The sequence below is a fragment of the Pseudomonas zanjanensis genome (assembly GCF_014268745.2).
Lineage (GTDB): Bacteria > Pseudomonadota > Gammaproteobacteria > Pseudomonadales > Pseudomonadaceae > Aquipseudomonas > Aquipseudomonas zanjanensis.
Window position 1 is genome coordinate 1,015,754 of record NZ_JABWRB020000001.1, and the last position, 19,505, is coordinate 1,035,258.

The following is a 19,505-nucleotide window of genomic DNA, read 5'->3' on the forward strand; positions in this document are numbered from 1 at the left end:
GCTGGTTTGTGACCCCCGCCACAAGGACGTTCCTTTTCCCTCCGAACAAGCCCCGACATGTTCAGACCTCTCTTCGTATTTATCGGCACGCGTTATACCCGTGCAAAGCGTCGCAATCATTTCGTATCGTTCATTTCCCTGACCTCCATCATCGGTCTCGCCCTCGGCGTGGTCGTGATGATTGTCGTACTGTCGGTGATGAACGGCTTCGACCATGAGATGCGCACCCGCGTGCTGGGCATGGTGCCCCACGCGACCCTCGAAACCGGCGAAGCCATCAGCGACTGGCCAAGCCTGGCCGCCAAGGTCAAGCAGAACCCGCAGGTGCTGGCCGTGGCGCCCTTCACCCAGATGCAGGGGCTGCTGACCAACGACGGCAAGGTGTCCAAGGTCTTGCTCAACGGCATCGATCCCGGGTTGGAACGGCAGGTGTCGATCATCGACAACTTCATGAAGCAGGGCAAACTCGACGACCTTGCGCCGGGCAGCTTCGGCATCGTCATCGGCGACAAGGCCGCGGCGAAGCTCGGCGTGGCCATCGGCGACAAGCTGACGTTCGTTGCGCCGGAGGTCACCGTGACGCCGGGCGGCATGTTCCCGCGCATGAAGCGCTTTACCGTGGTCGGCATTTTCCATGTGGGTGCTGGCGAGCTCGACGGCTACCTCGGCGTGACCAATCTCCAGGATCTCGCCCGCCTGCATCGCTGGAAGCCGGATCAGGTGCAGGGCCTGCGCTTGAAGTTCGATGACCTGTTCCAGGCCCCTCGAGTGGCCTGGACCATCGCCCAGCAGCTTGGCGAAGAGCGCTACTACGCCCGGGACTGGACCCGCACCCACGGCAACCTGTACCAGGCGATCCGCATGGAGAAAGCCATGATCGGCCTGCTGCTGTTGCTGATCGTCGCCGTGGCGGCGTTCAACATCATCTCCACGCTGGTGATGGTGGTGAACGACAAGAAGGGCGACATCGCCATCCTGCGTACCCTCGGTGCCACGCCGGGGCAGATCATGCGGATCTTCATGGTCCAGGGCACCGTCATCGGCGTCATCGGCACGTTCGTCGGCGCGTTGGTCGGCATGTTCGCCGCGCTGAATGTCAGCGCTGCGATCGCCGGCCTCGAAGGGCTGATCGGGCACAAGTTCCTCAACGCCGACGTGTACTTCATCGACTACCTGCCATCGCAGTTGCAGTCCGATGACGTGTTGATGGTCTGCGGCGCCGCGTTGGTCTTGAGTTTCCTCGCCACCCTGTATCCTGCCTGGCGTGCCGCGCGCACCCAGCCTGCGGAGGCGTTACGTTATGAGTGAGTCGGGCATGAGTGAAAAAGCAATCTTGAGCTGCCGCAACCTGGGCAAATCCTACGAGGAAGGCCCAGAGTCGGTGGTGGTGTTGTCGGGCCTGCAACTGGAGTTGCATCCAGGCGAGCGCGTGGCGATTGTCGGCACTTCCGGGTCGGGCAAAAGTACCTTGCTCAACCTGCTGGGCGGGCTGGATACGCCGACCGCTGGCAGTGTCTGGCTGGCCGGCGAAGAGCTTTCGGCGCTGAATGAGAAGGCCCGTGGCCTGCTGCGCAACCGTTCCCTGGGCTTTGTCTACCAGTTCCACCACCTGCTGCCCGAGTTCACCGCGCTGGAAAACGTCTGCATGCCGCTGTTGATCGGCCGCACGGCGATTCCCGAGGCTCGTCAGCGTGCCACGGCGTTGCTGGAGCGGGTAGGGTTGGGGCATCGCCTGGAGCACAAGCCAGCCGAACTGTCCGGTGGCGAGCGCCAGCGCGTGGCGATTGCCCGGGCCCTGGTCAACAAGCCTGGCTTGGTGATGCTCGACGAGCCGACCGGCAACCTCGACTCCCACACCGCCCAAGGCATCCAGGACTTGATGCTGGAACTCAGCACCTCGATGCGCACGGCGTTCCTGGTGGTGACCCACGACATGAACCTGGCCCGCCAGATGGACCGCGTCCTGCATTTGCAGGAAGGTTGCCTGACCCCCATCTGACCGACCGAAACCCGGCACTTGCTGCAAGTGCCGGGTCTTTTATTTGCATACGGTGCCCAGCGAATGTTCAGACCGTTATCGATTTTCATCGGCACGCGCTATACCCGCGCCAAGCGCCGCAATCGCTTTGTTTCGTTCATCTCCATGACCTCGATGATCGGCCTCGCCCTGGGCGTGCTGGCGATGATCGTGGTGTTGTCGGTGATGAACGGCTTCCAGCGCGAAATGAGCTCGCGCATCCTCGGCATGGTGCCCCACGCCACCATCGTCGGCGTCAATCCGATCGACGACTGGCAGCCGGTGGCCGCCGCGGCGCTGAAAAATCCCGCAGTCACGGCGGCCGTGCCGTTTACCGAGATGGAAGGGATGCTGAGCCATAAGGGTTCGATGCAGCCGATCCAGATCAGCGGCATCGACCCGGCCCAGGAAGGCAAGGTGTCCATCGTTGCCCAGCATATCGTCCAAGGGCGTCTCGATGCCTTGAAGCCGGGCGAGTTTGGCGTGGTGATCGGTGAGATCACGGCTCGGCGTTTTCGCCTGAACGTGGGCGATAAACTGACCCTTATCGTGCCGGAAGTCAGCACCGCGCCGGGCGGTATTACCCCGCGGATGCAGCGCTTGAATGTCGTGGGTGTGTTCAAGGTCGGTGCGGAGCTGGACGGCTCCATGGCGCTGATTCACCTGGCCGATGCCGCGCAGATGCAGCATTGGCAGCCGAACCAGGTGCAAAGCGTGCGCCTGGCGGTGAAAGACTTGTACGCGGCGCCGAAGGTCTCGGGTGACATCGCCGCCGGTCTTGGTGCGAGTTACAAGTCTGACGACTGGACCCACACCCAGGGCAGCCTGTTCAGCGCCATGAAAATGGAAAAAACCATGATTGGCCTGCTGTTGCTGATGATCGTCGCGGTGGCGGCGTTCAACATCATCGCGACCCTGATCATGGTGGTGAACGACAAGGGCGCGGACATCGCGATCCTGCGCACCATCGGCGCCACGCCGCGGCAGATCATGGCGATCTTCATGGTCCAGGGCACGGTGATCGGCGTCGTCGGCACGCTGATCGGTGGCGTGCTGGGCGTGATCGCGGCGTTGAACGTCAGTGCGCTGGTGGGTTGGCTGGAACGGGTCAGTGGCCAGCACATCTTCAGTTCCGATGTGTACTTCGTCAGCAACCTGCCGTCGGAGCTGCAGCGTGGGGACGTTGTTCTGATCTGCTCGGCAGGGTTCATCCTGAGCTTCCTCGCCACCGTGTACCCGGCGTGGCGCGCGGCGAAGATCGAACCGGCGCAGGCGTTGCGGTATTCCTGAGGCCCCTGCAACAGTGGGTTTGCTGACTCACTGCAAGCCCACTGGCAAGTGACGATTGCTCTTGTGGCGAGGGAGCTTGCTCCCGCTGGAGCGCGAAGCGCTCCCAAAAAAACGGAAGTTCCGCGCATGCGTGCGCAGCATTTGGGGCTGCTGCGCAGCCCAGCGGGAGCAAGCTCCCTCGCCACAGGGACTTGCGTCGGCCTTAATTACCCTTTGGCAGTTCAATCAAAAACCGCGTCCAGCCATCGGCCGATTCACAGCGAATCTGCCCGCCATGGGCGCGGATGATCGAGCGGGTGATGGCCAGTCCAAGCCCCGCGTGTTCGCTGCTGCCTTCCTGGCGGGCCGGGTCGGCGCGGTAGAATCGGTCGAACAGGCGCGGCAGCAAATCCGCTGGAATTCCCTCGCCACTGTTTTCAACGCTTACGCTCACCCCTTGAGCCCCATCGACCATCCTCACCCGCACTTCGCCGTCAACCGGGGTGAAGCGCAGGGCGTTGTCCAGCAGGTTGGAAAGGGCTCGACGTAGCATGTTGCGATCACCCTCGATCAGGCTCTCGCCGTCGCGACTCAGGCGTACGTTGGCGTCTTCGGCCAGGGGCGCGAAGAAATCCAGCAACATGTCCACTTCCTCGGCCAATTGCAGCGGTTCGCGATGGAGCGCCAGCAGGCCGTGGTCGGCCTTGGCCAGGTACAGCATGTCGTTGACCAGTTGCGCCATCCATTGCAGTTCTTCGAGATTGCTGTGCAACGCCTCGCGGTAATCCTCAAGGGAGCGCTCGCGGGTGAGGGTCACTTGGGTGTGGGTCAGCAGGTTCGACAGCGGTGTGCGCAATTCGTGGGCGATGTCGGCGGAGAACGCGGAGAGCCGTTGAAACGCGTCGTCGAGGCGTCCGAGCATGGCGTTGATGCTGTGGGCCAATTCCGCCAGTTCGGCGGGCATTTGTTCTTCTGGTAGCCGGGCGTTGAGGGAGCGGGCCGAGACATTGCCGGCAATGGCGCCCATGCGTCGCAACGGCCGCAAGGCGCGCCGGGCGGCCCAGGCACCGAGCAGGGCGGTGGCCAGGGCCGAGAGGCCGACGGTCAGCCAGATCAGCCGTTGCATGCGCTGCAGGAAATGCTGGTGATGAGTGATATCCAGCAGCAAGGTCAGTTGCGGCGAATCGGTTCGGTCGGGGTACAGCGGCGCGTTCAACACTCGATAATCGTTGTCGGCATCGCTGAGGGTCGACAGGCCGGGGCGCTCCGGCAATTGCGCTGGAATCCGGATCGAACTGTCGTACCAACGCACGCCATCGCTGCCCTTGATGCGCAGCGCCAGGTCGGCCTGACGACTCAGTTCATCTTCCAGGCGGCTCTGGGTCTGCTCGGCGTTAAGGTCTTGCAGGGCCCGGCGCAGGCCGATCAGCTTGCCTTCGAGCAATTGCTGGTCCAGCTCGATGAAGTGCGCCTCGCTACCCCGGCTGAACAAGACCCCGGCGAACAACGACACCACCGCCGCGCAGGCGGCGAACAGCAGCGCCAGGCGGCTGCTCAGCGACCACCGGCCCCTCACAGGATGCGCTCTTCAAGCACATAGCCCATGCCGCGCACGGTGTGGATGAGCTTATTGGGGAACTCATCGTCTATCTTGATGCGCAGGCGCCGGATGGCGACTTCGATGACGTTGGTGTCGCTGTCGAAATTCATGTCCCAGACCTGGGAGGCGATCAGCGATTTGGGCAGCACTTCACCCTGGCGGCGCAGAAGCATTTCCAGCAACGCGAACTCCTTGGCGGTGAGGTCGATGCGCCGGCCGCTGCGTTCGACGCGGCGGCGGATCAGGTCCAGGCGCAAGTCGGCCAGCTGCAGGCTGGTTTCCTGTTGCGTCGAACTGCCTCGCCGCAGCAGGCTGCGTACCCGCGCCAGCAACTCGGAAAAGGCAAAGGGCTTGACCAGGTAATCATCGGCGCCCAGCTCCAGGCCGTGGACCCGGTCCTGCACCGCATCCCGTGCGGTGAGAAACAGCACCGGGGTATCCAGGCCGGCCCCGCGGACCGCTTGGAGGATTTGCCAGCCATCACGGCCGGGCAACATCACGTCGAGGATCAGCAAGGCGTATTCACCGCTCAAGGCCAGTTGCTGGCCAGTGATGCCGTCGGCCACCAGGTCGGCGGTGAACCCGGCTTCGCCGAGGCCCTGGCGCAAGTATTGGCCGGTTTTGGTTTGGTCTTCGACGATCAGCAATTTCATGGGCGGCTCGAGGCAGGTTGGGACGAGGGCGTTATACCGTGGCGGGTGGGTTCGTGGCGCAACCTGACAAAGTTGTAATCGAGCTGTAAGCCGATTGGCAGGCCTGCAACGATAGAGTTTCCCACACGCCGAACCTGATTGGAGTATGGACATGTTGATGGGAAAACGCTTGATCCTGGCCGCTTGCGCACTGGCCCTCAGTGCGCCGTCGTGGGCATCGCCGGGGCATTATGATTTCGGCCAGCCTGCACCGGCGACCAAGGCCAGTCGCAGCATCGAGGTGGTGATGGGTGACATGACGTTCGATCCCGGAGCACTGGATATCAAGGCCGGCGAGACCGTTCGGTTCGTGCTGGTCAACAAAGGCCAGTTGCTCCACGAATTCAACCTGGGCAACGCGGCCATGCACGCCGACCATCAACAGGAAATGCTCAAGATGCAGCAGAGCGGTCAGTTGCTGCCGACCGCGATGAAGCCAGGGATGGATCACGCCGCCATGGGCCACGACCAGGCGAGCATGCGCCACGATGATCCCAACAGCGTGCTGGTGGAGCCGGGCAAGACCGGCGAGCTGACTTGGACCTTCAGCAAGGCCACGCGCCTGGAATTCGCCTGCAATATTCCCGGCCACTACCAGGCCGGGATGAAGGGCGACCTGACAGTCAGTCAGTAAGCACTCAAAGGCGGCGGCAAAGGCTGATAGAATCCGCTGATTCTTCAGTCAGGTTTCCATCATGCATCCCGCAGCCGAACATTCGCCGCTGGGCAAGTCCAGCGAATACATCGCCACGTACACGCCGTCACTGCTGTTCCCGATCCCGCGCACCGCGAAGTGGGCGGAATTGGGCCTGACGGCCGAGACCCTGCCGTACAAGGGCGTGGATTTCTGGAACTGTTTCGAGCTGTCGTGGCTGCTGCCGTCCGGCAAGCCGGTGGTGGCCATCGGCGAATTCGCGATCCCGGCGGATTCACCGAATATCATCGAATCCAAATCCTTCAAGCTGTACCTCAATTCGTTGAACCAGACCCCGTTCGCCGACACCGCGAGCCTGGAAGCGACGCTGCGCAAAGACCTTTCGGCGGCTGCCGGCAAGCCAGTGGGTGTACGGATTCGCAGTCTCAAGGATGTGGAAAGCGAAGGCGTCGTGGCGCTGCCCGGTGCGTGCATTGACGACTTGGACATCAGCGTCGATTCCTACGCGCATCCGCGCCCGGAACTGCTGCATTGCGATGCTTCGCGCATCGTCGAGGAAAGCCTGCATAGCCACCTGCTCAAGTCCAACTGCCCGGTGACCAGCCAGCCAGACTGGGGCAGCGTGGCGGTGCAATATCGCGGCGCGGCCCTGGACCCGGCAAGCCTGCTGGCCTACATCGTCAGCTTCCGCCAGCATTCGGATTTCCATGAGCAATGCGTGGAGCGAATCTTTCTTGACCTGCAGCGGTTGCTCAAGCCGGAGAAACTGACGGTGTATGCGCGGTATGTGCGCCGTGGTGGGCTGGACATCAACCCGTATCGCAGTACTGAAGCCGTTCAACTGCCGAACCATCGCCTGGTCCGCCAATAAAGCTCTAAATGTGGGAGCGAGCCTGCTCGCGATGAGGGCGGCACATTCAACATTGGTGTTGGCTGACAGTGCGCAATCGCGAGCAGGCTCGCTCCCACAATGAACTGCATTTCAAGTTACCTGAATTAAAAAGCCCTGCTAGCGATAGCAGGGCTTTTTGCATTTAAAGGGTTCAGATCCCCATGTTGCCCAAGGTTTGTACGATGTTGCGCAAGGTCCCGGCCAAGGTGGGGTGCTCCAGCTCGAAGCGTTCGACGGCCAGGTTCACATTGTCGGCGAGGTTGGTGTCCTGTGTTTTGGTTTCCAACTCAAGCTCAAGTTCGATCTGTTGCATCAGCGTGTGCAGGTCTTCGCGCTCGGCTTCGGACAGCGGTGGATTGTGGTCCAATTGCTCGCGCAGTTTATTGAGCTGTTCTTGCAATTCGCGGGCAGGCATTGGCGTACTCCCTTTATTGATAGGCACACCATGGACCGCGACGATGTGTCAAAAGTCCATGGCCTGCCTTAAGAGTAATCCACACTCACGCGCCCTGCATGATCCCGGTCAGGGCTTCTCGCCTTTAATGCGACGCAGACAGATGTCGGCCAGGCAAGTCTCGAGTTCGCCCAAGTGATCGATCACTGAATGCACCCCCAGGCTGAACAACTGCACGGTGGCCTTGGCGCGTTTGGCTTCCCGCGCCTGTTGGCTCAATGCTTGCCACTCGGCGGGCGCCAGGCCACACAAAGAGCCGCAGGAGGCCAGTCCGATGGTCCACAAACCTGCGTTGAGCCCAGACTGCAACAACCGGGGTTCGCCGCTGACCAACACGCAGCCGTCCAACTGCTGGACATTCAGCGCCATCAGGGCCTGCCAGCAGGCGTGCGGAGCCGGCCATGGATAATTTGTTGCAGGAAGTTGCGGTGCTTTGATGGACGTAGGCAATGCGGCCGCGAGGCCATGACTGGTGGCGGGGGGCAATTCGTCGAGCCAGGCGCAGGGGATGTTCAGATGCTGCAAGCTTTGCAGGCTTTCCAACGCGCCGGGTGTCGGCTGGGCGTGATCCGCCGGCGCTGCCCCTGGCTGACGAATGCGCGCGCCGAAATCCACCAGGCACCCGCTCAGGCCAAACAGTACAGCGGTGAGGCTGGGAGCAGGAAGGGGCAGGGCTTCGGTGCGGGGCATGGGAACGTCCTTGAAATAACCAGCAGCCTAAAGCGCGCGGATGACAGTCCGGTGACAGTGAAGTGAAGGGCGCCAGTAGCCGAATCGTCCTACGGCCGGCATGTTTTTTCGGTGCTGCCTATCCTCGCGTTCCGTCTTATACTAGCCAGCTTACCGCCTGGGCTCGGCGCCCTTGCCTGAATAATCCAAGGAGTTTTCCCCTATGCGCTGGAGCCATCGTCTAGCTCAGCTGTGTCTTTCCGCCTGCGTCCTGCTGGTTCCGTTCGCCGCCCAGGCCGCTACGGAAGAAGATCCTTGGGAAAGCGTCAACCGGCCCATCTTCACCTTCAACGACACCCTCGATACTTATGCGCTCAAGCCACTGGCCCAGGGCTACCAATACGTGACGCCGCAGTTCCTCGAAGACGGCATCCACAATATGTTCCGCAACATCGGTGACGTCGGCAACCTGGCCAATAACGTGCTGCAGGCCAAGCCGGCCGCTGCCGGGGTCGACACCGCCCGATTGATCTTCAACACCACCTTCGGCCTGCTGGGCTTCTTTGACGTGGGTACCCAGATGGGCCTGCAGCGCAGCGATGAAGATTTCGGCCAGACCCTCGGCTACTGGGGCGTGGGCAGTGGTCCGTATGTCATGCTGCCGCTGATGGGGCCAAGCACCCTGCGAGATGCGCCGGCCAAGCTGGTGGATAACTACACCGCCCCGTATCGCTATATCGATAACGTTTCGGTGCGTAACTCCATCTGGGGCCTGAACATCGTCGACACCCGCGCCAGCCTGTTGTCGGCCGAGAAAATGGTGAGTGGCGACAAATATGTCTTTATCCGCAACGCCTACCTGCAAAACCGCGAGTTCAAGGTCAAGGATGGGCAGGTCGAAGACGACTTTTAATTTCGTCCTGTAAACCACGAAGGCGGCCCATAAGGCCGCCTTCTGTGCTTTCGGGGCGGGTTTGAGCGGGTTTGATCCTTCCATTGAGTTACGCTTCGCTCGGTTCTTATAACTCTCTGTGCTTTGACAAATAAAGACGGCAAGCGGCTATCTGCATGAGCTTGAAACGCCCCGCGGATGGGAGTACCGTCTGCGCCTTAGAAGGGCACCTCTGATGTGATTGTGTGTAGGGCAATGGCCTGAAACCGGTACTACAGAGAGGCTAGAAAGCGAATCCAGTAGTGCGTGCCAGGCCAGACCGCCCAGCCCGCTACGCCAACCTAATTCTGGCGCCGTTTGCCCACATGCCAAAAACCAGTGCCACGCTGCTGATAATCGACGATGACGAAGTGGTGCGAGCCAGTCTCGCAGCCTACTTGGAAGACAGTGGTTTCAGCGTCCTGCAGGCCAGCAATGGCCAACAGGGTCTTCAGGTATTCGAGCAAGACAAGCCCGACCTGGTCATCTGCGACTTGCGCATGCCGCAGATGGGCGGACTCGAACTCATTCGCCAAGTCACCGAGATCTCCTCGCAGACGCCGGTGATCGTGGTGTCGGGCGCGGGCGTGATGAACGACGCGGTCGAGGCATTGCGCCTGGGCGCGGCGGATTACCTGATCAAGCCCCTTGAAGACCTTGCCGTGCTCGAGCATTCGGTGCGCCGGGCCTTGGACCGTTCGCGCCTGTTGGTGGAAAACCAGCGCTACCGCGAGAAGCTGGAAACCGCCAACCGCGAGCTGGAAGCCAGCCTGAACCTGTTGCAGGAAGACCAGAACGCCGGTCGCCAAGTGCAGATGAACATGCTGCCAGTCAGCCCTTGGACCGTCGACGATTTCCGCTTTGCCCACCAGATCATCCCGTCGTTGTACCTGTCGGGCGATTTCGTGGACTATTTTCGCGTTGACGAGCGGCGAGTGGCGTTCTACCTGGCGGATGTTTCCGGCCATGGTGCGTCTTCGGCCTTCGTGACGGTGCTGTTGAAGTTCATGACCACGCGGCTGTTGTTCGAGTCCAAGCGCAACGGCACGCTGCCAGAGTTCAAGCCTTCGGAAGTCCTTGGGCATATCAACCGAGGCCTGATCAGTTGTAAGCTGGGCAAACACGTCACAATGGTCGGTGGAGTCATCGACGAGGAGACTGGTTTGTTGACCTATAGCATCGGCGGTCACCTGCCTTTGCCTGTGTTGTATACGCCAGACAGTGTTCGTTACCTGGAAGGGCGTGGTTTGCCGGTGGGCCTGTTCAACGAGGCCACCTACGAAGACCATGTGCTTGAATTGCCGCCGACCTTCAGCCTGACGCTGATGTCTGATGGCATTTTGGACCTTTTGACAGAACCTACACTCAAAGAGAAAGAAGCGGCCTTGCCTGAACGGGTGAGTGCAGCGGGCGGCAGCCTGGAAGGCTTGCGCCAAGTGTTTGGATTAGCCACGCTCGGGGAGATGCCGGATGATATCGCCCTGTTAGTGTTGAGCAGGAACCTTTGATGAGTACCGGTAGAATCCAGTTCGCCGAGCAGGACGGCACCTTCGTCCTGAAGTTTGTCGGTGAAGTGCGCCTGACCCTGTGTTCGGCGCTGGATGCGACTATTGAGCGGATCTTCACCGCGCTGAATTTCAGCGCCATCGTGATCGACCTGACCGAAACCCGCAGCATCGACAGCACCACGTTGGGCCTGTTGGCCAAGCTGTCAATCCTGTCGCGGCAAAAGGTCGGCCTGCTGCCGACCGTCGTCACCACCCACAATGACATTACCCGTCTGCTGCAATCGATGGGCTTCGACCAGGTGTTCAACATCGTGGGCGACCCTGTGCCGTGCCCGGAATGCCTGGACGACCTGCCTGACCAGGACCAGTCCGAAGAGGAAGTGCGGATCAAGGTGCTCGAAGCCCACAAGATTCTCATGGGGCTGAACGACTCCAATCGTGAAGCGTTTCATGATCTGGTGAATGCGTTGGAGCGTCCCTGAGCCTTGGGCTTGTGTAGATCGAACTGACGCTTTCGCGAGCAGGCTCGCTCCCACAGTGTCTTGCATCGACCACATCTTTGGATCTGCCCCCAATCTCCTGTGGGAGCGAGCCTGCTCGCGATGGCATTTATCAACCCACCACATCCCAGGCCACACAAAAAAGGGCGAACCATTTCAGGTTCGCCCTTTTTGCATGCCTGCTGAATCAGCTCAAAGCTTGGCTTGCAGCAACGCCTCCAGCTTCTCCTGGTCCCGGGCAAACTGACGAATGCCTTCAGCCAGTTTCTCGGTCGCCATGGCGTCTTCGTTGGACAACCAGCGGAACTGCGCTTCGTTGAGGATCAAGCGCGCTTCCCCGGCTTGCCCAGGTGCCAGCTTGCGCTCCAGCTTGCCTTCGTCTGCGGCGAGTTTTTCCAGCAGGTCCGGGCTGACGGTCAAGCGGTCGCAACCGGCCAGTTGCTCGATCTGGTTGAGGTTGCGGAAGCTCGCGCCCATGACCACAGTCTTGTAGTCATTGGCCTTGTAGTAGTTGTAGATACGCGTCACCGACTGCACGCCCGGATCATCCGCGCCGGTGTAATCGTTGCCGTTGGCTTTCTTGTACCAATCGTAGATACGGCCCACGAACGGCGAAATCAGGAACACCCCGGCATCGGCACAGGCGGCGGCCTGGGCGAAGGAGAACAGCAGGGTCAGGTTGCACTGGATGCCTTCACGCTCCAGCTGCTCGGCCGCGCGAATGCCTTCCCAGGTGGAGGCGATCTTGATCAGCACGCGCTCGCGGCCAATGCCGGCCTTTTCGTACAGATCGATCAGACGATGCGCACGCTTCAACATGGCCTCGGTGTCGAACGACAGGCGCGCATCCACTTCAGTGGAAATACGCCCTGGAATCACTTTCAGGATTTCTTGCCCGACCGCCACGGCAAAACGGTCGCTGGCCAGGCCCACATCACCCTTGCAGTCCGCCACGCAGGCATTCAGTTGCTCGGCATAGCCATGAATGGCCGACGCCTTGAGCAGCAGGGAAGGGTTGGTGGTGGCGTCGACGGGTTTGACGCGGGCGATGGCTTCGAAGTCGCCGGTATCGGCCACGACGGTAGTGAACTGTTTGAGTTGTTCCAGCTTGGAAGTCATGAGCGTGCTCTGTCCTATGGGTCTGTTGACATTACCCGAGGGCCGGCAGCCACTCAAGGGCGTGAAGAGGTATCGACGGGCCCCAGCGGCAACAACCTGAAAACGGCTGTTTGAAAGGCCGGGGCGGTATCGGTAGATACGATGCCAAAACCGCCCGCAGGTTCAAAGCAAGTGACGGTTAACGCCCCTCCAGCAACTGCCCCGCCTGATCCAGCAACGCCAACGGATCCTTGGTTTTGTGAATGTCCACCGACAACAACTGCCGAAACCGCCGCGCCCCCGGGAACCCGGTCCCCAGCCCCAACACGTGACGGGTGATGTGATGCATCGCCCCACCCGCGGCCAAGTGATCGGCGATATAAGGCCGCAACTGCGCCAGCGCCTCGGCCCGAGAGATAATCGGCGCGGTGCTGCCGAACAACTGCTGGTCCACTTCGGCCAGCAGATACGGGTTGTGATAAGCCTCGCGTCCCAGCATCACGCCGTCGAAGGTCTGCAAATGCTCGTGGCAGGCTTCCAGCGTCTTGATTCCGCCGTTGAGCACAATCTCCAACTCCGGAAAATCCGCCTTCAACCGTGCGGCCACGTCATAACGCAGCGGCGGGATGTCGCGATTCTCCTTCGGCGACAACCCCTCCAGAATCGCAATCCGCGCATGCACGGTAAAACTCGTGCAACCGGCCTCGCGCACCGTCCCGACAAACTCACACAACTGCTCGTAACTGTCCCGCCCATTGATCCCGATGCGGTGCTTGACCGTCACCGGAATCGACACCGCATCGCGCATGGCCTTCACACAATCGGCCACCAAGTCCGGATGACCCATCAGGCACGCGCCGATCATGTTGTTCTGCACCCGGTCGCTGGGGCAGCCGACGTTGAGGTTAACCTCGTCGTAGCCGTGCTCCTGGGCCATGCGGGCGCAGGCGGCGAGGTCGGTCGGGACGCTGCCGCCTAGTTGCAGGGCTAGGGGGTGTTCGGATGGGTGGTGGCGCAGGAAGCGTTCGTGGTCGCCGTTGAGTAAAGCGCCGGTGGTGACCATTTCGGTGTAGAGCAGGGCGTGTTTGGAGAGGATGCGTAGGAAGAAGCGACAGTGGGCGTCGGTCCAATCCATCATGGGGGCGACGGAGAAGCGGCGGGAGAGTGGTGCAGTTTGTAGGGGCATTGGGGAATCTGAGTTATCGGGGCGAATGGGGCGCAGTTTATCAGGGATGCTTGTCAGGTACTTGGCGGGTTCTCAAGCCTGGCCCCCAATCTTCCGTGACAACCAGAAAAAGCGCTTGCTCGGTTTAGGGTTTCTAAGCAGACCTTGTGTTAACGATTTATTGTGGCTACGATAATTTCATGCAGATTACTTATGACCCAGCCAAAGACACTCGCAACGTCGAAGAACGTGGACTTCCGTTTGCCCTCGTGCGGGACTTTGAATGGTCTACAGCATTGATCCTGGAAGATGATCGATTCGACTACGGCGAGTGTCGTTATCGGGCGATGGGGTACATAGGGGATCGGCTGCATGTCGTAGTGTTTACCCCACGGGGTGACGCGGTTCACGTCATCAGCTTTCGTAAAGCCAACAAACGGGAGGTCAAAAATTATGACCAAGAAACCCAGTCCTGAGAGGGTCGATACGGCAAACCCCGAATGGTCGACCGAAGACTTTGCCAAGGCCAAACCAGCCAGCGAGGTGCTTGGTGGGTTGTTTGGCAAAGCTCAGGCAAAGGAAATGCTCAAGCCAAAGCGTGGTCGACCCAAGTCGGTAGCCACTAAAGAGCACGTCAATGTTCGTTTCGATGCTGACGTGCTGGAGAGATTCAGAGCTTCTGGCCCGGGCTGGCAAACACGGATGAACGCCGCCTTGGCCGATTGGCTCAAGACGCATACACCAGAAGAGCTGAAGGCTTAGTCGCCAGATATTATTCGCAATAATTAGCCGCCGATGGGGCGGCTTTTTGCTGCGTGCCGATTAGCTTTTTCTCGGTAACGGTATAGTAAATCCGTAGAGCGGGGCAGTTTGTAGGGGGCGTTGGGAATATGAATCAGCGAGGCGGATGGCACAATTTATCAGATCAGGACAGGACGTGCTGGGAGAGCAATATTACGTCGACTTCACCAGTTGGAGCGGGGGCGTTGTCGAGTGTGAAATACGCCGAGGATTTGGAGGCGATCACCGTGTACGCGATACGGAATCAGATAAGACCAGTTTGGTACTGCCCATTCCCGCGTCTGTTTGACTCGTCCTTCTCGACCCATTGCGGGAAACTGAGCCAGTTTGTCTACGCTGGCGAAGATCGCTTCGGAGAAGTCGTCAGCAGCCTTGGGGTTTTCAAGTGCAATATAGTTGGCTTCGTCCTCCAGGTTTTTGAGTGCTTTTTCCAGCCACTCAACCTGCATTCTGACTCCAGCGCCGAGCGCGCATCGCTGCCACTTGCTCATCGGTAGCAAATTTGCCTTGGTCAGCTTCCTTTACGGCAAGTTCGATCTGTGTGGTCAGCGCTTTTTCGTGTTCGATGTAGTCGCGAAGAACGTCCATCGCCAGGTAGCTCGCACTTTGGCCGTTGGTCTTGGCCAGATCGGCGAGGGAGTTCGATAGGTCTTCGGGCAGATTCAGGGATATGCCGGACATGGCAGCCTCGATGGTGGACGTTTTCGGGCATCTTACACCGTTGACCGAGCGCTTGAATCAGCAGGCCGTCGCAAGGTGTGTCTCGACGTGAATTGTTCCCCTCGTGCGCTGATCTGAAAAAGCCTCACAGACGCCGCCGTCGAAGGGTACATTTCTGCGGGTGAATCTGGTTTGGGCCAGGCCTGTGCAGTGACTACAAATTGCTCGGCTCTTACTCTTATTGCCTTCTTGATAGAAAATTTAATGAATCTGTCCATTTCTTTCGCATGGATGGGCTGCAAACGCCGCCTAGCCGACCGCCTCATTCCGCTTTTTCCTCCACTCGAGTGCTATGTCGAGGTCTTCGCCGGCGGTGCCGCGCTTTACTTCATTCGACCCCAGGCCTCCCCGGCTGAAGTCCTGAATGACATCAACGGCGACCTGGTGACGCTCTATCGCGTCGTACAGAACCACCTGGAAGAATTCGTGCGCCAGTTCAAATGGGCGCTCAGCTCCCGCCAGGTGTTCGAGTGGCAGAAAATGACCCGTCCTGAAACCCTCACCGACATCCAACGCGCCGCTCGGTTCTTCTACCTGCAGCACCATGCCTTCGCCGGCAAGGTCACCGGGCAGACGTTCGGCACCGCGACCACTGGCCCGGCCATCAACCTGCTGCGGATCGAGGAGAACCTCTCGGCCGCATGGCAGCGACTGTCCGGCACCTACGTCGAAAACCTCCCCTGGCTCGATTGTGCTGAGCGCTACGACCGCGCTCACACGTTCCACTACATGGACCGAACGAACTGGCAGACCGCTGGTTATGGCGTCGGCTTTCCGGTCGAAAATTACGAGCGCATGGCTCACTTCATATGCCGCTGCAAGGGCAGAGAGGCCTTGGCAGTAAATCAATGAATTACATATTTTTTCTGGTACGTTAATGCTCTGCACCGCCCTAAGCTGAGCGCAACGTTCCACCCTCGGTTCGGTAAAGAGGGTAGCATCTCATTAGGTTGCACCATACCTTCAACCGAGATGTTCAACTTCCAAGATTTCTAATGCTATTTACGAGAGAACAAAATGCTTCTGTCAAAAAGCTGCAAAACTGAGCATCACATCAAGCATGGGGCGCTTAAGCTTGGAACGTTGCATGAATATCGAACCATTGAGAATGCTGCCTTAGTGGATAAAGAAGAAGGCATGTTGCGATTTGAATTTAAAATCCATGGTTCAGTTGCCCTGCCAATTAAATGGTATAACACCGTTTTCAGTGGGAGCACCATGCTCGGTAATGTGCCAAGTGAGCCGGTTATTGGGAAGTATCATATACACGTCATCGAGCAAACCGTTGAGATAGTCACTGAGGACACGGTAATAGTTAGTGATGCTCACGTAATGATGTTGCGCGAAGCATATAATCGATTCATCTTCTGTATGTCAAAGGTACGTAAATTACGTGATTGCGAGGGGATGTTCGCAGGCTGTAATGATTATTGGTATATGAGAGCAGCAGGCGCGCACGAATTTCGATTGCGCTTGTGTAAATTGCTGCTCTCTCATATTCGTGAGCAGCGTGAATTGGGGAGTTATATCGTTCCGGTTGAAATACCGCTGGAAGAAGTTCGCATAGTTTCTTCGTACCAAGAGGTGGAATACGTTAGCCGGGAAATTGATTTGCATGCGGGAGAGGCATATGTCTTAGAACAGTTCCTTAATCGAACGGATAAAATGGAATTTATCAAGCCGCTCGATTATAAGCGTGAGCGAGAATTTAGGTTCAGTTTCGTGCTGGAGCGAAATGGGCAAATCATTGAGCCTTTAGTCAAGAGCGTTTTTTTAGACTCGTCGCAGTTACTCGACCTTGTTTTCTAAACATATCAGATCAACAGTCGCTGGTGAAGGGGAACGCTTCGCCCTGCTAGTGTGTCTGTAATCCACCTTGGGAGATGCGACGGAAGATGATAAGTCGTAGCTTTACCACTAAGCTGGATCAGTTGTGGGTTGCAGAGTGTGAATAATTTATCCAACTTCAATGTTGATGAAAGACTGGATGGGGTGCCAGTCAGGAAGCCAGCTTTCAATTTCTCCGTTTTCTCTTAAGTAATGGTGGCTAGCTCCTGATAGAGTATTCATAGGCAGGGGGAGAATGGCACGTGGATTATGAAAGACATCGAGCCCCTCGACCCATTGCTCAATAGAATTGCTATTTGATATGTATGAAGAGTAACGCTCTATATTAAATATATTTCTATATTTTTTATATGCGGTTCCATATCGTAAAATTTTAATTCGATCAGATCCAAATCCTGCCTGAAGACCAATTCTATTGAACTTAGAAACGGTGCGCTTGAGTTAAATATTACCGCGCTGATATTCTCAGCGCCCTCTAGTTAAAAAAATTTGATTTAACAATTTTGGTACCCCATTGGTGATTTTCAATGCGCTCAACAAAGTTGTCAGGCGTCGGTGTCTCAACGGGACGGACGCCATAAAGATAGGCCGGCAATGCATCCCGAGTAAGTGTCATCGCTGTAGGTGTATGAAAATCCTGTATCGCAAGGAGTAGGGATTTTCCCTGCACGTGCTCAAGCTCCCAATAGCGCTTTCGTAACTTTTCAGTTAATGGGCCAGCGAACTTAATTGGAAAATAGTCGCGCAGCGCTGCTCTAAATTGATCTTGACTCTCAAATTTAGGAGGTGGAACAATCTCACCTTTCTTGTCTCGTGAGGGGTTTACAGTCGTAGCTTCGACACAAAAATCACCCGCTAGTCCCGTACAACAAAAGTCAGGGACGGCTTTGGATCTGTCTATAATGTGACCGGCTTCAGAAAATAATGAAAAGAGATACAGTTCCCATATTCGGGAGTCAAAGCCAGTGGTTTGAAATTGTTCGACAAAGTTCCCGTCAGCATCCTCATACCATCGCATCATGGGCTCTATGATGGTCTTGGCCGGGGAATATCCCTCAAGCGTTGTGAGGGAAAGAAAAGACTCGTTAAGAGGCTTTTTGGTTTTCTCTAGAGGTGTAAAAAAATCTATAGGCTTTTTATCGTTGTCATCTTGAGCTCGAAGTCGGTCAAGGTCTGGAATGATTTCTAAGATTTTATCTCTAAGAGCTGAACGTGCCATGATTTTTGTTTTGAAAAAAGCAGTTGAGGAAATCCAGCGATAACGTTGCTTTTCATCGCGAGCTAAAATTATTCCGGTGTATTCTCTGTCTGGTTTATCTCTTATTAGTGTTGCTAGTATTCGAGAGTTGTCGGCCTCATACCAGTGCAGTTCATCACCTATAAGTATGGTAAGTGGTGTTCTGCAATATGCGGCAAAAGCATTAAAGCGTTGTTTTGAAATTGGTCGCATAGAGCTTTCTCGAGAATTAATAAATTATAACTTGGGGTGCATTTTTTTGCAAGTCATGATCCATTAGTGCGGTTTGGATAAAAAGGTTTATCATCTATTGATAACTGGAATGTGCTTCTTTAGGTTGTCTGATAAGGAGTTGTAGTTGTCAAGGGTCATCAATAGTGTGCAATTTGCTATCATGGTATTTGTTATTATTGGGTTGTCGAGAATTGTTACTCCAAAAAGCTTTCCTTCATCCTTAATTATTGCGATTTGAACGTGTGTTAGCTCGCATCTAATTAATTGTCCACCTTGAATTAAGAGGTTTCCTGGGCCTATAATTTGACAATCGACAAATGATTTTTTTATATGTGGCGTATAGTATGGGTCATAAAAATCGTTAATGTTTATTATTTTTTGCTTAAATTCTTTTTCGAGAGGGTTTGTTGTTGTTGCTGCGAGCATTTGTTCGGCTCGACGGTTTTGTATTGCAATTTTTTGTGATTTGATTATTAAAAAGTAAAAACCTAGCGTCAAATAGGCGCCAATTATAGATAAGGTAAAAACTACTAGGGGGTCGAATGATTTAAATAAGTCAGAGATTGAAGTGACTTGCGCTGTAATCAGGCCGCCTGCTGACATCCAGAAAACAGGCCAAAATTTGTCAAAAAGCCACTCTGCTGATATTTTTGTTTCAATTAGCCGTTTAAACATTCCGGTTATTCCAATCGGTTGTGGTTGATATTGTTTTTGATGCGGCGAACAAATATACCTCCGTCAATGTAAGGCAAGGCCTGCCGTGGGCCATCTCAAGCTCCACCGTGCCACTCACATGCCTTGAGAGCACGCTTACATGGGCGGGATACGGCACTTTGTTGGGTGCCAACACAGTTGGGGAGCGGTAGGGACTGTGTTGGATGGGTCATATTTTAGGCTCAAGTATAGTTCGGAATATGGTTATCACAACAAGGACAAGCTTTGGCAGTGCTTTTCGGAGTTCGCATATCTAGTTGCCTTGAGATGGCCGCCTAGGTTGAGCGTCAAACGCAGCTTACTCTCCATAGGGGTGTGTTTCTCGACCAGTACCGCATGGCTGAACGACGCCGAGTTGCAGTTGCTAAATATCTGCTGCGGAAATGACGAGAAAAGTGACGCTAAGCAAGCGGAGCGATGGGGCAGCGATTAATCCACTCAATCCGCCATTGGCGTGCTGAGGAGGTGAATCCCTGTCCGTATTAGGAGATAGGGATTCTT

Annotated in this window: 21 protein-coding genes and 2 pseudogenes; 13 read left to right on the plus strand and 10 right to left on the minus strand. The window is 56.9% G+C overall.

All coding sequences use genetic code 11. From position 1 onward, the window contains the following. Positions 1-57 precede the first annotated feature (57 nt). From HU715_RS04615 to HU715_RS04625, 3 genes are all read left to right on the plus strand, one after another. Entirely contained in the window at positions 58-1,308 is a 1,251-nt protein-coding gene (locus tag HU715_RS04615) for a lipoprotein-releasing ABC transporter permease subunit (RefSeq protein WP_186705219.1), read from the plus strand. 7 nt (positions 1,309-1,315) lie between these two features. Beyond that, on the plus strand, positions 1,316-1,999 hold the full coding sequence (lolD, locus tag HU715_RS04620; RefSeq protein WP_162843734.1) for a lipoprotein-releasing ABC transporter ATP-binding protein LolD: 684 nt from the start codon (positions 1,316-1,318) through the stop codon (positions 1,997-1,999). Between the two features lie 63 nt (positions 2,000-2,062). Next, positions 2,063-3,307, plus strand: a complete 1,245-nt coding sequence (locus HU715_RS04625) for a lipoprotein-releasing ABC transporter permease subunit (RefSeq protein WP_186705218.1) — start codon at positions 2,063-2,065, stop codon at positions 3,305-3,307. Positions 3,308-3,509: 202 nt separating this feature from the next. Here the strand turns inward: HU715_RS04625 and HU715_RS04630 are convergent, their stop codons facing one another. Further along, on the minus strand, positions 3,510-4,862 hold the full coding sequence (locus HU715_RS04630) for a heavy metal sensor histidine kinase (RefSeq protein WP_186705217.1): 1,353 nt from the start codon (positions 4,860-4,862) through the stop codon (positions 3,510-3,512). Then, the gene (locus HU715_RS04635; RefSeq protein WP_186705216.1) at positions 4,859-5,539 is read right to left on the minus strand and encodes a heavy metal response regulator transcription factor; all 681 of its coding nucleotides are present in this window, start codon (positions 5,537-5,539) and stop codon (positions 4,859-4,861) included. The genes HU715_RS04630 and HU715_RS04635 overlap by 4 nt, the downstream gene beginning before the upstream one ends. Before the next feature lie 151 nt (positions 5,540-5,690). Between HU715_RS04635 and copI the strand changes: the two genes are divergently transcribed. Together copI and queF are read left to right on the plus strand one after the other, a co-directional pair. Then, positions 5,691-6,212, plus strand: a complete 522-nt coding sequence (gene copI / locus HU715_RS04640) for a copper-resistant cuproprotein CopI (RefSeq protein WP_186705215.1) — start codon at positions 5,691-5,693, stop codon at positions 6,210-6,212. 61 nt (positions 6,213-6,273) lie between these two features. Next, positions 6,274-7,104, plus strand: coding sequence for an NADPH-dependent 7-cyano-7-deazaguanine reductase QueF (gene queF, locus HU715_RS04645; RefSeq protein WP_186705214.1), 831 nt, complete (start codon positions 6,274-6,276; stop codon positions 7,102-7,104). Positions 7,105-7,276: 172 nt separating this feature from the next. On the opposite strand, the gene HU715_RS04650 is transcribed toward queF, so the two are convergent. Both HU715_RS04650 and pcrP read right to left on the minus strand, forming a co-directional pair. Then, positions 7,277-7,540 carry a DUF4404 family protein gene (locus tag HU715_RS04650; protein WP_186705213.1) on the minus strand — a complete coding sequence of 88 codons (264 nt, stop codon included), beginning with the start codon at positions 7,538-7,540 and terminating at the stop codon, positions 7,277-7,279. A gap of 108 nt (positions 7,541-7,648) precedes the next feature. Further along, entirely contained in the window at positions 7,649-8,269 is a 621-nt protein-coding gene (gene pcrP / locus HU715_RS04655) for an HAD superfamily inactivated hydrolase PcrP (RefSeq protein ID WP_186705212.1), read from the minus strand. Positions 8,270-8,471: 202 nt separating this feature from the next. Here pcrP and HU715_RS04660 point away from each other — a divergent pair, with 202 nt between their 5' ends. The 3 genes from HU715_RS04660 (at position 8,472) to rssC (ending at position 11,169) form a co-directional block, all read left to right on the plus strand. Next, positions 8,472-9,161, plus strand: coding sequence for an MlaA family lipoprotein (locus tag HU715_RS04660; RefSeq protein ID WP_186705211.1), 690 nt, complete (start codon positions 8,472-8,474; stop codon positions 9,159-9,161). Between the two features lie 344 nt (positions 9,162-9,505). Further along, on the plus strand, positions 9,506-10,687 hold the full coding sequence (gene rssB, locus HU715_RS04665) for a two-component system response regulator RssB (RefSeq protein ID WP_053120765.1): 1,182 nt from the start codon (positions 9,506-9,508) through the stop codon (positions 10,685-10,687). Next, entirely contained in the window at positions 10,687-11,169 is a 483-nt protein-coding gene (gene rssC / locus HU715_RS04670; protein ID WP_025212773.1) for an anti-sigma factor antagonist RssC, read from the plus strand. Before rssB ends, rssC begins: the two co-directional genes overlap by 1 nt. A gap of 210 nt (positions 11,170-11,379) precedes the next feature. Here rssC and tal read toward each other — a convergent pair whose 3' ends face one another. Beyond that, positions 11,380-12,306, minus strand: a complete 927-nt coding sequence (tal, locus tag HU715_RS04675; RefSeq protein ID WP_186705210.1) for a transaldolase — start codon at positions 12,304-12,306, stop codon at positions 11,380-11,382. 178 nt (positions 12,307-12,484) lie between these two features. After that, positions 12,485-13,471: a tRNA dihydrouridine(20/20a) synthase DusA gene (dusA, locus tag HU715_RS04680; RefSeq protein ID WP_189656110.1), complete on the minus strand. Its 987-nt coding sequence runs from the start codon at positions 13,469-13,471 to the stop codon at positions 12,485-12,487. A gap of 179 nt (positions 13,472-13,650) precedes the next feature. On the opposite strand from dusA, the gene HU715_RS04685 reads away from it, so the two are divergent. Continuing rightward, positions 13,651-13,926, plus strand: a complete 276-nt coding sequence (locus HU715_RS04685) for a BrnT family toxin (RefSeq protein ID WP_053178631.1) — start codon at positions 13,651-13,653, stop codon at positions 13,924-13,926. After that, positions 13,904-14,212, plus strand: coding sequence for a BrnA antitoxin family protein (locus HU715_RS04690; RefSeq protein ID WP_028237682.1), 309 nt, complete (start codon positions 13,904-13,906; stop codon positions 14,210-14,212). The genes HU715_RS04685 and HU715_RS04690 overlap by 23 nt, the downstream gene beginning before the upstream one ends. 203 nt (positions 14,213-14,415) lie before the next feature. Here HU715_RS04690 and HU715_RS04695 read toward each other — a convergent pair whose 3' ends face one another. Continuing rightward, positions 14,416-14,700 carry a type II toxin-antitoxin system RelE/ParE family toxin gene (locus HU715_RS04695; RefSeq protein ID WP_046064729.1) on the minus strand — a complete coding sequence of 95 codons (285 nt, stop codon included), beginning with the start codon at positions 14,698-14,700 and terminating at the stop codon, positions 14,416-14,418. Further along, the gene (locus tag HU715_RS04700) at positions 14,690-14,932 is read right to left on the minus strand and encodes a CopG family ribbon-helix-helix protein (RefSeq protein WP_092145358.1); all 243 of its coding nucleotides are present in this window, start codon (positions 14,930-14,932) and stop codon (positions 14,690-14,692) included. The genes HU715_RS04695 and HU715_RS04700 overlap by 11 nt, the downstream gene beginning before the upstream one ends. A 243-nt stretch (positions 14,933-15,175) precedes the next feature. On the opposite strand from HU715_RS04700, the pseudogene HU715_RS04705 reads away from it, so the two are divergent. From HU715_RS04705 to HU715_RS27595, 3 genes and pseudogenes are all read left to right on the plus strand, one after another. Next, positions 15,176-15,817, plus strand: a pseudogene (locus HU715_RS04705) (DNA adenine methylase); the annotation flags it as partial. A gap of 171 nt (positions 15,818-15,988) precedes the next feature. Continuing rightward, positions 15,989-16,780 (plus strand): hypothetical protein, encoded by a 792-nt coding sequence (locus HU715_RS04710; RefSeq protein ID WP_186705209.1) that lies wholly within the window; start codon positions 15,989-15,991, stop codon positions 16,778-16,780. Between the two features lie 6 nt (positions 16,781-16,786). Beyond that, positions 16,787-16,926 (plus strand): annotated as a pseudogene (locus HU715_RS27595) (DUF4113 domain-containing protein); the annotation flags it as partial. A gap of 368 nt (positions 16,927-17,294) precedes the next feature. Here the strand turns inward: HU715_RS27595 and HU715_RS04720 are convergent. Both HU715_RS04720 and HU715_RS04725 read right to left on the minus strand, forming a co-directional pair. Next, positions 17,295-18,269, minus strand: a complete 975-nt coding sequence (locus HU715_RS04720) for a hypothetical protein (RefSeq protein WP_202892774.1) — start codon at positions 18,267-18,269, stop codon at positions 17,295-17,297. Between the two features lie 90 nt (positions 18,270-18,359). Continuing rightward, a complete protein-coding gene (locus tag HU715_RS04725) occupies positions 18,360-18,965 on the minus strand; it encodes a hypothetical protein (RefSeq protein ID WP_186705208.1) in 606 nt (201 codons plus the stop codon). Positions 18,966-19,505 lie beyond the last annotated feature (540 nt).

What these genes read in the sequence shown, in the direction of transcription:
- HU715_RS04615 (WP_186705219.1), top strand. Translation starts at nt 58, where the DNA reads ATGTTCAGACCTCTCTTCGTATTTATCGGCACGCGTTATACCCGTGCA.
- lolD (WP_162843734.1), top strand. Translation starts at nt 1,316, where the DNA reads ATGAGTGAAAAAGCAATCTTGAGCTGCCGCAACCTGGGCAAATCCTAC.
- HU715_RS04625 (WP_186705218.1), top strand. Translation starts at nt 2,063, where the DNA reads ATGTTCAGACCGTTATCGATTTTCATCGGCACGCGCTATACCCGCGCC.
- HU715_RS04635 (WP_186705216.1), bottom strand. Translation starts at nt 5,539, where the DNA reads ATGAAATTGCTGATCGTCGAAGACCAAACCAAAACCGGCCAATACTTG.
- copI (WP_186705215.1), top strand. Translation starts at nt 5,691, where the DNA reads ATGTTGATGGGAAAACGCTTGATCCTGGCCGCTTGCGCACTGGCCCTC.
- queF (WP_186705214.1), top strand. Translation starts at nt 6,274, where the DNA reads ATGCATCCCGCAGCCGAACATTCGCCGCTGGGCAAGTCCAGCGAATAC.
- HU715_RS04650 (WP_186705213.1), bottom strand. Translation starts at nt 7,540, where the DNA reads ATGCCTGCCCGCGAATTGCAAGAACAGCTCAATAAACTGCGCGAGCAA.
- pcrP (WP_186705212.1), bottom strand. Translation starts at nt 8,269, where the DNA reads ATGCCCCGCACCGAAGCCCTGCCCCTTCCTGCTCCCAGCCTCACCGCT.
- HU715_RS04660 (WP_186705211.1), top strand. Translation starts at nt 8,472, where the DNA reads ATGCGCTGGAGCCATCGTCTAGCTCAGCTGTGTCTTTCCGCCTGCGTC.
- rssB (WP_053120765.1), top strand. Translation starts at nt 9,506, where the DNA reads ATGCCAAAAACCAGTGCCACGCTGCTGATAATCGACGATGACGAAGTG.
- rssC (WP_025212773.1), top strand. Translation starts at nt 10,687, where the DNA reads ATGAGTACCGGTAGAATCCAGTTCGCCGAGCAGGACGGCACCTTCGTC.
- tal (WP_186705210.1), bottom strand. Translation starts at nt 12,306, where the DNA reads ATGACTTCCAAGCTGGAACAACTCAAACAGTTCACTACCGTCGTGGCC.
- dusA (WP_189656110.1), bottom strand. Translation starts at nt 13,471, where the DNA reads ATGCCCCTACAAACTGCACCACTCTCCCGCCGCTTCTCCGTCGCCCCC.
- HU715_RS04685 (WP_053178631.1), top strand. Translation starts at nt 13,651, where the DNA reads ATGCAGATTACTTATGACCCAGCCAAAGACACTCGCAACGTCGAAGAA.
- HU715_RS04690 (WP_028237682.1), top strand. Translation starts at nt 13,904, where the DNA reads ATGACCAAGAAACCCAGTCCTGAGAGGGTCGATACGGCAAACCCCGAA.
- HU715_RS04695 (WP_046064729.1), bottom strand. Translation starts at nt 14,700, where the DNA reads ATGCAGGTTGAGTGGCTGGAAAAAGCACTCAAAAACCTGGAGGACGAA.
- HU715_RS04700 (WP_092145358.1), bottom strand. Translation starts at nt 14,932, where the DNA reads ATGTCCGGCATATCCCTGAATCTGCCCGAAGACCTATCGAACTCCCTC.
- HU715_RS04710 (WP_186705209.1), top strand. Translation starts at nt 15,989, where the DNA reads ATGCTTCTGTCAAAAAGCTGCAAAACTGAGCATCACATCAAGCATGGG.
- HU715_RS04720 (WP_202892774.1), bottom strand. Translation starts at nt 18,269, where the DNA reads ATGCGACCAATTTCAAAACAACGCTTTAATGCTTTTGCCGCATATTGC.
- HU715_RS04725 (WP_186705208.1), bottom strand. Translation starts at nt 18,965, where the DNA reads ATGTTTAAACGGCTAATTGAAACAAAAATATCAGCAGAGTGGCTTTTT.